Here is an 11,328-nt window from a genome sequence, read left to right as displayed (position 1 = left end):
TATCATTATTCGTATGAGGCACGGTGATACACAACGTGATCCTCTCATCAATAGGTTGGCTGATTGCAGCAGTGTAAGGCAAAGCAATAAATGCTGGATTCACATGAGTAGGATCCTGCACGGCACCCTCATGATGCCTGAAGATCCTGATCCAACGACTGACAAGGTTGGCATTAATACTATGTTGCAGTGCGACCGAAGCGATCGAGGTATTAGGATTTTTGCAGGCATTGACAATACTGAATTTGAATTCTTTGCTGTATGTTCTGCGTTTTTTAGCAACAGGAGGTGTTGCTGAATATATATCCATGTTCATAGATTAAGTCCCCACTTGTTTTTAGGTGGGAACTAAATTAAGGCTTATAGGATCGCTTGGTAAGGCTGTGTTAGCTGGATGCTTACTTTCTTTTACCTTAATAACGTATTTTTTTAACGGCAGCATACCTTTTGAAACACCACCAAATTATTTATGTTCCACCAGCATATATACTTCCCTATCGAAAAATCTGATAAGAATTGATTATTTTGATACAAAACCTGAAAACTGGGAGTGCTTATATGGACATATATAATATTTCCGGATAAATATAAAACTACTCCACAAGAAGAAAGGCAGAATTTAATCTCAGTCCGAAGTAACAGTACTCTCAAAGACCAAATGTAAAGAAGCATACTTAAGAAAATAAAATTCAATAATGCATGAGGATGTAATTAGTTTCAGGGTGCTAAGAAAGTGTAGCAACTTGCTACACTTTTTCGCTTTTTTGAATCAGCTGTTTTAAGAAATCTTCTAATTGTAAGAGACTGGCTTCGTCAATTTCCGAGATATTCAGAGAAACCTTAAGCTGTTTTTGATTCAGTTTGATATTCCCCGCAATCTTACCGGCATATTCAATTTTTCTGACCACGGATGTTGTGGTCAGTTTTTCTGGATTCTGACTCAATAGTTTTTCAGCATAAGTAGTAACTTTGCTTTGCTCGAGTTTTTTGTCTTTTAATTTTTCCCAAGCTCCGAGTAAGGCCACTTCGGCTTCAGAGAGTTGTTCAAGATGATCCGATAGAAATTTTTTGAATGCAGTTGCAGCAGTACGGCCTAGCAAGCCTGGTTCCACATCAAGGTCATTTAAAATTGCTTGCGGCAGTTTTTCGTATGCTAAATACTTGTACATATCTTCGCGATTTAAACCCAGTGAATTGGCTAAACGTTGCTTGTTTTTCTTTAATTTCTCATCAAGTGAGTTCAGGCCAATAAAAATCTCATAATCTGTCAGATCCTGACGCTTTAAATTCTCGGCCAGGGTTAACAAAGATGCTTCTACATTATTTGCATCAATGATAATGGCTTCAATCACAGACTTTCCGAGTAACTGATGTGCCCGTAAGCGTCGCTCGCCTGCAATCAGTTCATATTTCAGATTATCCAGTTTACGCACTGTAATGGGCTGCAAAAGGCCGATTTCATTAATAGAATCCGCCAGTTCTTTTAACTGTGATTCTTCAAATATTTTACGCGGCTGGTTTAGACTTCGGCTGATATCCTCAATAGGGACATTACGTCTAAACTCTTTCAGCTCTTTAATATTGTCTTTCTGTGCTTGCTGATGTTTTTCTGTATTCTGTTTCAGTTTCTGAGCTAAAAGCTCTTTGGTGCTTGCCATAATGCTCTCAGGTTTAAATTTTCAATACAATTTCATTGGCAAGGCTTTCAAAAGCCTTACGTACTTTTGAATTTTTTTCTACTTTCAAAAGTGGTTGTTGCAGAATGGCTGCTTGATTGACTTTAGTACTTTGAGGAATTGTGGTTTCTAAAATTTTACCCACTTGTTTCAAGGCTTCATCCCGAATCAGCTTACAGACATTCTGACGTTCATCATGCTTAATTAGTAAAGCGCCTAAAAGCTCTAAATCTGGATTAATACGTTTGATCTTTTCAAGATGATTTAAAAGATCTGTTACCCCATATAATCCATATTGTGATCCTGATTCGATAGGGATAATGACATGTGTTGAGGATGCCAGGGCATTGCTGGTTAATAATTTAAGGCTAGGTGGGCAGTCAATCAATATAAAATCATATAGATCTTTTAATAGTTTTAACTTGATATTTAACTCTTCTGAAGGACGGGGAGCTTCTTCTTTTAGTTGATCTTCAGTTTTTCCTAAATTCAAGGAACCATAAATTAATGATACTTTTTCAAAGTTCGTTTCTTCTTGTAATGCATCTGCCAACAACGAAATATCGCCCACTAGTAATTCTGCTGTAGTGACAGCAATTTCGCTTGGATGTTGGATCCCAATGTGTAAACTTGCGTTTGCTTGAGGATCTAAATCAATGACTAAAACTTTGTTGCCCAGATTGGCAAGTTCTGAGGCTAGGTGTACAACAGTCGTTGTTTTGCCACATCCGCCTTTATGGTTAGCAACAGTAATAATTTTTGCAGACATGCGTGTCAGATGCTTCCTTATTTGAATGTTTAGTAATATAAATAACTTTCATTCATCTTACTATAGTTTTTAAATTTATAAATCCTATTTATTCAGCTGTAAAACAGTTTAAAAAATAAATTTTTAACTAAGCTAGCTTAATTAAAAATTAGAATAATTAGTTATTTAGCTAATTAATAATTAGGATCATATTTTTATTATATAAAACAAATGCTTATAGATTTAAAAGTGGAAGGTTTGTCACTCTAAAGTGGAAGGTTTGTCACTCTAAAGTGGAAGGTTTGTCACTCTAAAGTGGAAGGTCTGTCACTCTAAAGTGGAAGGTTTGTCACTCTAAAGTGGAAGGTCTGTCACTAGGGTGGAAAGTTTGTCACTGCTATTTTTATATCTGCTATTTTTATTTAAAAATAATTGCAAAAACAAATATTTAAGCTGTTAATAAAGTCTCATAACTAAGCTTTAAAGGTGGAAAGATTGTCACTGTATCTTCTTAACCTGTGGATAATCTTTTTTTATTGGATATTTCCTGATGATTATATGTGCAGTTATACCTTTTAAATCTAACAAAAAGGTGGAAGCCTTGTCACATCAGGGTTTTTATCTGACTTAACCTAACTAGATCTGAATGAAAAAAGTAAAAATAGGCCTTCTGAACTGTAATTTCGAGACTAAAGGTGGAAGGTCTGTCATCATAGGGTGGAAAGATTATAATTAATTCCACTTTAAATGCAGAAAACCGGCTAAAATGCTTCTTTTTGATGACAAACTTTCCACTTTTAGAATCTTGTGGTGAAAGTCTTGAAAGTTTTTCCACTTTTGTATATAAAAACTAAGTTAAATTATAAATATCACGGTTATGACAGAATCTGAACCATTGCAAGAAGAATCGAATTATATTCCTTACTGTATAGGCAACATTCGCCATAATGGCGTTGTCAGTACCAGTAACCGTTTAATTCGCCCAATCGAATTATCAGCCAATGAATATAAGGCACTTCTATATGCAATGGCGGTTGCGAATTATAGTGAGAAAAATAGGGTAGATGGTGAAATTACCGAACAAACTTATATTTATTTGTATAAGGATGATTTGGCAGATTTACTAGGATTAAATAAACGTAATTCAATTAATGTTGCAATAGATCGGATCTACAAAGAGCTTTCATCCCGGGTAGCTCATTTTATTATTGAGGAGCCTGCTGATAATGGTAAAAGAAAGACTAAAAAAGTACATTCTGTCGTTCCCATTATCCGTGAGTTAAGATGGGAAGATGATTCTAAAAATGCGATTCAGATTCGTTTTACCAGTGAGGTGTTGCCGTATTTCACTCAACTGGCTGGGGGTAATTTTACTACCTATCAGCTAAAACATCTTTTTGCCCTAGATTCTGTTGCCAGTATGAGTCTCTATACTTATTTCATTAAAAATGAATTTAAGTACGCCAATCAAAAGAGTTATGAAGTGCCATTACTTTTAGAAAACTTGAAAGCACTGATTGATATTAATGAAACCAAATATGATCGCTGGGTAGATTTTAGACGCTATGTATTAGACAAAATAGTGGCAGAAATTAACGAAAATACAGATCTACAATTAGAGTATGAAACCGTTAAGAAAGGCCGTCCAATTGTAGGTGTGAATTTTAAACTGCATCATCGGATTGCTGATAAGGCACTGGATGAATTTGCAGTGATTGAAAAAATCTATCTTGATGTTCCATTTGAAGACAATGCATCCGTAAAAGAATTAGGGGCTAAATTCGATATGAATGTACGTTCTTGGTATATTTTTAATAATGATGAAAATTATCAGCAGTTCAAGAAGTGGTTTAAAAAAGTAGGATGCCTCACTGACTCTCAAGCAAATATTGTCATTAATGACACTTTATTCCAAATGGATTTTGCTGAAATTGGTATGGGGTTGAATGACTTTAAACGAAATATGAAGCATAAACTTAAAAGTAATCCGGAATTCGTCCATAGTATTCGTGAAAGACTGAATGATATTTTTGGTAAAGAGTTGATCTAGCGAAAAGTGTAGCAACTTGCTACACTTTTTTTGATATATGTTCGTAAAGAATACAAGTGGTAAGGACCTTAGGATAAAAACGACTCTGTTGCATGAAGTGTGAAAATTGAGACTGAACCGTACCGGGTTTGTCGGAGACTTTTTTATTTAAGTTAGGCCACCTGACCTAACGGGTTAATCTTATCATAGTACATTGCTTCAAACTCAAAAGGCGACTTGTAACCCAATGCACTGTGTACACGCTCTTTATTGAACCAATCTACCCAGTTGAGTGTCGCAAGTTGTACATCCGCTAAACCTTTCCAATCTGCTTTTAAATACTCAATCACCTCTGTTTTGTATAAGCCATTCACTGTTTCAGCCAAAGCATTATCGTATGAATCACCAGTCGTACCGACTGATGCTCGTAAATTTGCAGCTTCTAAACGATTGGTATAGCGAATAGAAAGATATTGAACACCTCTATCGGAATGATGAATCACATTCTTTGGCATGCCTCGATCGTGCAATGCTTGCTCAAGTGCATCGAGCACCATATCTGTATTCATCCGTGTAGATACTTTCCATCGGCTTTGTTGCACAAAGATTTGAAATGCAAAGCGCCCCTAATTGAGCCAAATTTAAGGCGTAACTTGGGTAAGTGGTCGACCTAATTCCGTAAATCTGTTGAGGACTGCTACACGTGCATGAATTTCATTCACCTGACTAGGAAAGCTTCTTGCCATTAATTTATCGCCTAATAATTTGATGCAATGCATCTTGGTTTCCACCAAACTGCGGCGATGATAGCCTGACCATTTTTTCCATAATGTCCTGCCTAAACGTTTAACTGTTCGAAGTAATTCATTTCGCTCTAGCGAGCTGATCTTTGTATCTTTCCATGGTTTCGCATTTTTTCTAGGTGGAATCACCGCATGTGCTTGCCGATCTGCAATGACCTGACGGCATTGCTTGGTGTCATAAGCTCCATCGGTATAAACAGAGTCAATCTGCTCATCTTGTGGAATCTGATTAAGTAAATCACCAAGCACCTGTGAATCACTGACATTATTGGTTGTGAGCTGAATAGCGCGTATTTGTAGGGTTTTGGCATCTATACCAATATGTAGTTTACGCCATTGGCGACGATATTCAGCTCCATGTTTCTTGCGTTTCCATTCGCCCTCACCTAGAAACTTCATGCCTGTAGAGTCTACGAGTAGATGCAGCCCATCGCTACTTTTTTGGTAGCTGATTGCAATATCAATATGCTTTTGTCTTCTACAAAGCGTACTGTAATCTGGTGCGGTCCAATTTAATCCGCAAAGTTCAATCAGACTTTGCACAAAGCCAGTGACCATACGTAAAGATAGACGGAATAAGGATTTAATCATTAAGCAGCATTGGATAGCTGCGTCGGAGTAGGTTTGATTTCGCCCTTGTTTGCCTTTTGATGGAGCATACCATTGCGTAGCAGGATCAAACCAAATGACAATATTTCCGCGACTCATGAGTGCTCGGTTATATGCGGGCCAATTGGTTGTGCAGTAGATTTTGTGTGTAGGCTTCTTCATTTGAAAATTATATCGCTGAAAAAGCCTTTACAGATAGGTTTGTGCAACAAAGCCCTTCACAACTATATATTTACCATTTCATCCATCTAATTCAGTGGTTAGTAATTTAATGAAGATTCAGCAAATGTTTAGATTAATGATTTTATTGGAGTTATCATATTTGCCGGGTCATAACTCACAACTCACATAGCAACTGTAGATTTGAGTGCCGCCTTTCTCAGCATGCTCGTGCAATAATTGCGACTTTATTAGGAGTTCTTCTTCTATCTAGACAACTTTTTCCAAAATTATGGATATTCCTTCAGTAACAATTAGTAATCTAGGTGTTTTGGTGGTTTTTCCTTTTAACAGCTGGTACTACAGTATATTACTTTATCTCATTCAATCGCGTTTGTAGGGTTCTTACCACTGTACAGCCATATTTGCAGTGATACCTGGAGGAGTGAACAATTAAACTACTTGCATACTAAAATTACAAAGCTAAATAAATTTTCAAAGAACACTTGCAATAGTTAATGTAACCTTCATCTATTAAAAATTATTATATTTTTTAGGGGGTAAGGGGAGAATGAGTAATCCAGTTTCTCTTTCAAATAGTTGTATTCTCCTTGCAGGTAGCATTTCTCTTACTACAAATGATGACCAGATCGATAAGGCTCATTCATTTGTTGAAGCTCTTGTAACAGAAGTTATTAATGCTGGAGGCAGCTTTATCGGTTATTTTTCAGCAGAGCCTGTAAATCAAACTCAAAAATCTTTAGTTTTTGATTGGACTATTGCTAGAAAAATAAACGAACTAACTCAAGGGATAGAAAACAAAATCTTTCTTAAGATTGTTGCATCAAATGATCGGTTGCAATGCAAAACCAATTCCGAACAGCGACGGCTTTTAAATAGCATGATTGCTCGTGGGGTTGCTGAACATATTTGTATTGATGACGAAATCTTAACAGGTAGCAATGTAGGTGAAGAACAAATTGAGCATGCTACAGCAATGATTGCACTAGGTGGTGGTAAAGGAGTATTAGATAGAGCTCACAAAATGGTAAAAAAAGGGTTGCCTATTTTGCCTTTAGATCTACAAATCGGATCAAATAAAGAAGATGGAAATGGTGCATTAGGATTGCTAAAAAAATTTAGAGACACTCCTCAAACTTATTTGCAAAATACCGGTTCTACTGTGGTAAAAAGTATTTCAGCACTCTCTTTAGAAGAACCTGTATTAGAATTTTCTCAAATTGCAAAGAGAATTATTACGATCTTTTATAAAGAGGAACAAGCTAGACACGCAGCTCTTCCGCCAGATGTATTAGTCTTGACAGCTTTACCAATTGAATTATCAGCTGCAAGGCAAGCATTAAATATTAATGAAGGTGTACAGCCTATAGTTACAAGTACGGGTCTCCATGTATGGAAAACAGAAATAATTCGCAATGATGGTATACGGGCTAATTGCGCAATAGCATGTTTTTCTAGCGCTGGAAATGTAGATGCTTCTTCAATCACCACCACATTACTAATTGAATTACAACCTAAAAATGTAATCATGTTAGGTATTGCTGCGGGAATGCGCGAAAAATGTGCTTTAGGCGAAGTTGTTTTATCTGAACAAGTCGTTGCATACGAAGGAGCAGCTCTCATTGAAGGTGGCGCTACAGAACACCGGCCTAAAAGCACAGTGTTAGATCTTAAAGTTAGACAGGATGTTAGCACATATTTATCTAACAAAAGTTCTTTAGAAAGTCGCTTAATAAAGAGCTATGAAGCCTTAGAAATCATACTTCCAGATAGTATTGAAATTGGCCCAGTAACTAAAAGTGTTATGCCTAAAACAGTCACTATTGGAAGTGGTGAGAAGCTTCTTCGAGATCCTGAAAAATTTAAAGCCTTAAAAGAACTTAATGGAAAAATTGAAGTTGCTGAAATGGAGGGTGCAGGAGTATTTGCGGCTTGTGCTTTACATAAAAAACCCGTGTTAATGATTAGAGGAATTAGTGACTTTGGTGATTCCACAAAAGACAATCGCTTTCATGACTTAGCCGCAAAAGCAGCTGCTGCAGTAACAGCAGATTATATTACTCATGGCTTAACACTTAATAACTAACTTGGGGAAACACATCAGAATGTCACTTACAAATTCAGATCTTCAATATTATGATGGTAATGTACTTCGTTTACCTTCAGAAAAACGTACAGAATATCATGCACAAGTGGATAATTTAATAACAGAGTTACGCAAACATATCACTTCAAACTCTGACTTAAAAATAGCAAAAGTAGTTAAAGCCGGTTCTTTTGCAAAGTATACAATTTTGAAGAAAACTGTAGATGATCCTATCGATGTAGATATTGTATTTTATATCAGTAATAAAAATGTAGATGATTCGACATTAGACAATCTTAATGACTTAATTTACACGTTACTCACAAAAATTTATCCAACTAAAGCTGTTGAAGATTTTGAGATTCAACGGAGAGCAGCTACAGTAACTTTTGTCAAAAGTGGGCTGAGTGTAGATGTAGTTCCTGTAATTCAAGATGCCCAAGAACCAAACCATGGTTGGCAATATGATCTAAAAACTAAAGAAAAAAACCTAACTTGTGCTCCTTGTCATATTCAATTTATTCGTGATAGAAAAAATTCAGATAAGCATTACCGCACTTTAGTGCGTATGGCAAAACGATGGAAAAATTTTGCGTGCCCTCCGGGCCTTAAATCTTTTCATCTAGAGTTGATACTAGCTTATTTACAAGATCGTGATGGACCAACACAAAATATTGAACAACGTTTTAGAGAATTTTTAGGATTTATAGCTCAAAGTGAATTAAATGAGCGTATTGATTTCCCTGAGAACTCGGCTAAGGTGCAGAAATATTTTTCAGATCCTGTTGTAATTATTGATCCTGCTAACCATGAAAATAATGTAGCGTCTCGAATAACTATAGAAGAGAAAGAACAAATCGTCAAAATAGCCTTACAAGCTTGGGAAACTGCAAATTATGCATCAGTAGAAGATGATAACGACATTTGGAAAGAAATATTCGGTAATAAATTTAAAATTAAGGATTAAAGCATGAGTTCATCATACTCAAGTACTTATTCGAGTACTTACACTGTAGCTGATGTTGAAAAAGTTGTACGTAGTATTAAAGCAGATTTAATTATGATCGCTAGTAGCACAAGAGCGATGACTGAAGATAAAGCGAAAGAATATGCCCATGATATTGAACTATTAGCAAAAAATGAATATTTATCTAAAGTTGATGTAACTTTGATATCTTCCTATGGTTCAGAAGTTAGAGCTATTAAGTACATATTTCAAACTGAAGGTGCATCTGGTACTGAAAGACCTGGCGGAGTAATGTGGCCCCACACACCAGATGGACGAATTAGAATTATATTGTCACATACCGATAAATATCGTAATGAATCAGAAAAAGCTTCCAAATTACCATTGGAAATAACTTGGGTCTCAACAACAGAAAGTACCACTCACAGTAGCCTTTCTGCATCAGGGGAGCGAGGTTATAGCAGTAATGGTTATGGAGCTAATAGGAGCGACTACTCATGAGTAAATCAACAGTTTTTGAAGTTAAGACAGATTTACCAATTAAACAATTTGATGATTTAGCTGACAAATTACTCGGTTTTGAATCTAGATATTCCCGTATTAAGAAACAAGTACAACTTTTGCTTCAGGCTGATGAGTTAGAACAATGGAGTAAACAAAAACATGGGAAAAAACTAGCGGTTATTGATCTTCTTGTCGATCAATATCCTTTAGCTATTTTTCATGGTGATGTAGGTACTGGAAAAACTGCAAATGCTGAAGCAATTGTTAATAGATTAGCTCGTGATGCGAAAATAGAAGATGCTTTGCTATTTAAGCTTAGTAATAAAGTCAGAGGAACTGGTAAAGTTGGTGAAATGGGTACTCTCATTGCACAAGCATTCGATGAAATCACTCGGTCTATTGGACATGGAAATGGTCGAGCTTTTCTTATTATTGATGAAGGTGATTCGCTTGGAGCATCTCGAAGTCAAGAAAATAGTCATCATGAAGATAAAGTTGGTGTGAATACTTTAATTCAAGCAATAGATGATTTAAGAAAACATGGTGGCCGTATCTTTGCAATTTTATGTACTAATCGATTAGCTGCTTTAGATGCAGCTGTTTTGCGTAGAGCTTCCATTGTAGAAGAGTTTGTTCGCCCATCTAATGAAGAACGACATGAGCTTTTTACTAAAGATTTGTCTGACATCGATTTTTCGGAAGATGAAATTGCCGAATTAGTAAGTGCAACTGCTCCTCACGGAGCAGAACCAGGTTGGACTTATTCAGATATTCGTACACGGTTATATCCAACGGCAGTTTCTTTAGCTTTTCCTGATTCAGAATTAAAAATCTCACACTTCCATCAGGCTCTTAGTAAGCTAAAGCCTTCACCTATAATGGCTGGATAACATAATTCTAATTGGAAGGAGCATAAGAATGTATAAAAAAGAGGTTTATATTTCTGTAGACATTGAAACAGCAGGTCCTATAGTAGGTGAACACAGTATGCTGACTATAGGAGCATGTTTCGTATATAACCCTGATATAGAATTTACAATAATGCTCCAACCAATCAGTGATCAAGCAATTGAAGAAGCTTTAAAAGTGTCAGGAATAACTTTAGACCAAGCACGAAAGAAAGGTATTCCCCCCATAGAAGCAATGTCTCAATTTGAAAGTTGGATACTCAAGTATTTACCAGAGGACTCTAGACCTATATTTGTAGGACTTAATGCGCCTTTCGATTGGTCTTTTATAAATTTTTATTTTCTAAAATATTTAAATAGAAATCCTTTTGGTATATCAGCTATAGATATCAAAGCTCTTTTTATGGGAGCCACAAAATGTAGCTGGTACGATACAAAGTCAAGTTCAATAGATAAATATGTACATCCTACTTTACAAGGAGATCATAATGCTTTGCACGATGCAAAGTATCAAGCAGAATTATTTAGATTAGTTTATTCAATTGAATAAATTATATAATTCATATAATTTTCAATTGGGTAATATTAATATGACAAATAGGATTAATTCTGAACAAGCTGTTGAACATGCCTGGAAGTACTTTGAATTACATTCCAACCAAAGAATAACAATGTTCAATTATTTTCTTTTTAAGTTGACAAAAATAACTAATCATGCGAAAAAGTTTTTTTAGTTAACAGATGTTCACCCATGCCTCGAATTGTTTCTGTACCACTTAGTTTAGAACAGCGAGAACGACTCATTTTTCTGGCCAAGC

General features: G+C 35.9%; 10 protein-coding genes and 2 pseudogenes. 7 read left to right on the top strand and 5 right to left on the bottom strand.

What is annotated here, in order from left to right:
• The 3 genes from FTV38_RS15470 to FTV38_RS15460 form a co-directional block, all read right to left on the bottom strand.
• Positions 1 to 316 (bottom strand): transposase (locus FTV38_RS15470; RefSeq protein WP_180022932.1); only part of this gene is annotated, 316 nt, incomplete at its 3' end.
• A gap of 430 nt (positions 317 to 746) precedes the next feature.
• Positions 747 to 1,658, bottom strand: coding sequence for a ParB/RepB/Spo0J family partition protein (locus FTV38_RS15465; RefSeq protein WP_127800993.1), 912 nt, complete (start codon positions 1,656 to 1,658; stop codon positions 747 to 749).
• A 13-nt stretch (positions 1,659 to 1,671) separates the two neighbouring features.
• The gene (locus FTV38_RS15460; protein ID WP_127800991.1) at positions 1,672 to 2,445 is read right to left on the bottom strand and encodes a ParA family protein; all 774 of its coding nucleotides are present in this window, start codon (positions 2,443 to 2,445) and stop codon (positions 1,672 to 1,674) included.
• Between the two features lie 856 nt (positions 2,446 to 3,301).
• Here FTV38_RS15460 and FTV38_RS15455 point away from each other — a divergent pair.
• Positions 3,302 to 4,474: a replication initiation protein gene (locus FTV38_RS15455; RefSeq protein WP_127800989.1), complete on the top strand. Its 1,173-nt coding sequence runs from the start codon at positions 3,302 to 3,304 to the stop codon at positions 4,472 to 4,474.
• A gap of 152 nt (positions 4,475 to 4,626) precedes the next feature.
• Here the strand turns inward: FTV38_RS15455 and FTV38_RS15450 are convergent.
• Both FTV38_RS15450 and FTV38_RS15445 read right to left on the bottom strand, forming a co-directional pair.
• Positions 4,627 to 5,040, bottom strand: a pseudogene (locus tag FTV38_RS15450) (integrase core domain-containing protein); the annotation flags it as partial.
• 54 nt (positions 5,041 to 5,094) lie between these two features.
• Positions 5,095 to 6,027, bottom strand: a complete 933-nt coding sequence (locus tag FTV38_RS15445) for an IS5-like element IS17 family transposase (protein ID WP_180022931.1) — start codon at positions 6,025 to 6,027, stop codon at positions 5,095 to 5,097.
• A gap of 568 nt (positions 6,028 to 6,595) precedes the next feature.
• Here FTV38_RS15445 and FTV38_RS15440 point away from each other — a divergent pair.
• The 6 genes and pseudogenes from FTV38_RS15440 to FTV38_RS18315 form a co-directional block, all read left to right on the top strand.
• On the top strand, positions 6,596 to 8,131 hold the full coding sequence (locus FTV38_RS15440) for a phosphorylase (RefSeq protein ID WP_159153817.1): 1,536 nt from the start codon (positions 6,596 to 6,598) through the stop codon (positions 8,129 to 8,131).
• 19 nt (positions 8,132 to 8,150) lie between these two features.
• Entirely contained in the window at positions 8,151 to 9,098 is a 948-nt protein-coding gene (locus tag FTV38_RS15435; protein ID WP_151208075.1) for a CBASS oligonucleotide cyclase, read from the top strand.
• Between the two features lie 3 nt (positions 9,099 to 9,101).
• Entirely contained in the window at positions 9,102 to 9,599 is a 498-nt protein-coding gene (locus FTV38_RS15430; RefSeq protein WP_151208077.1) for a four-carbon acid sugar kinase family protein, read from the top strand.
• Complete coding sequence (locus FTV38_RS15425) at positions 9,596 to 10,492, top strand: ATP-binding protein (RefSeq protein ID WP_127798918.1); 897 nt, start codon at positions 9,596 to 9,598, stop codon at positions 10,490 to 10,492. The genes FTV38_RS15430 and FTV38_RS15425 overlap by 4 nt, the downstream gene beginning before the upstream one ends.
• A 28-nt stretch (positions 10,493 to 10,520) precedes the next feature.
• Entirely contained in the window at positions 10,521 to 11,060 is a 540-nt protein-coding gene (locus tag FTV38_RS15420; protein WP_127798920.1) for a 3'-5' exonuclease, read from the top strand.
• 201 nt (positions 11,061 to 11,261) lie between these two features.
• A pseudogene (locus tag FTV38_RS18315) lies at positions 11,262 to 11,328 on the top strand (helix-turn-helix domain-containing protein); the annotation flags it as partial.

This window comes from Acinetobacter sp. YH16044 (genome assembly GCF_013417145.1).
GTDB lineage: Bacteria > Pseudomonadota > Gammaproteobacteria > Pseudomonadales > Moraxellaceae > Acinetobacter > Acinetobacter amyesii.
Note: the sequence above shows the minus strand (reverse complement) of the source record. Positions and strands in the feature narration are given on the sequence as shown.

Coding starts and splice junctions, on each gene's coding strand:
- FTV38_RS15465 (WP_127800993.1), bottom strand. CDS start 1,658: ATGGCAAGCACCAAAGAGCTTTTAGCTCAGAAACTGAAACAGAATACA.
- FTV38_RS15460 (WP_127800991.1), bottom strand. CDS start 2,445: ATGTCTGCAAAAATTATTACTGTTGCTAACCATAAAGGCGGATGTGGC.
- FTV38_RS15455 (WP_127800989.1), top strand. CDS start 3,302: ATGACAGAATCTGAACCATTGCAAGAAGAATCGAATTATATTCCTTAC.
- FTV38_RS15445 (WP_180022931.1), bottom strand. CDS start 6,027: ATGAAGAAGCCTACACACAAAATCTACTGCACAACCAATTGGCCCGCA.
- FTV38_RS15440 (WP_159153817.1), top strand. CDS start 6,596: ATGAGTAATCCAGTTTCTCTTTCAAATAGTTGTATTCTCCTTGCAGGT.
- FTV38_RS15435 (WP_151208075.1), top strand. CDS start 8,151: ATGTCACTTACAAATTCAGATCTTCAATATTATGATGGTAATGTACTT.
- FTV38_RS15430 (WP_151208077.1), top strand. CDS start 9,102: ATGAGTTCATCATACTCAAGTACTTATTCGAGTACTTACACTGTAGCT.
- FTV38_RS15425 (WP_127798918.1), top strand. CDS start 9,596: ATGAGTAAATCAACAGTTTTTGAAGTTAAGACAGATTTACCAATTAAA.
- FTV38_RS15420 (WP_127798920.1), top strand. CDS start 10,521: ATGTATAAAAAAGAGGTTTATATTTCTGTAGACATTGAAACAGCAGGT.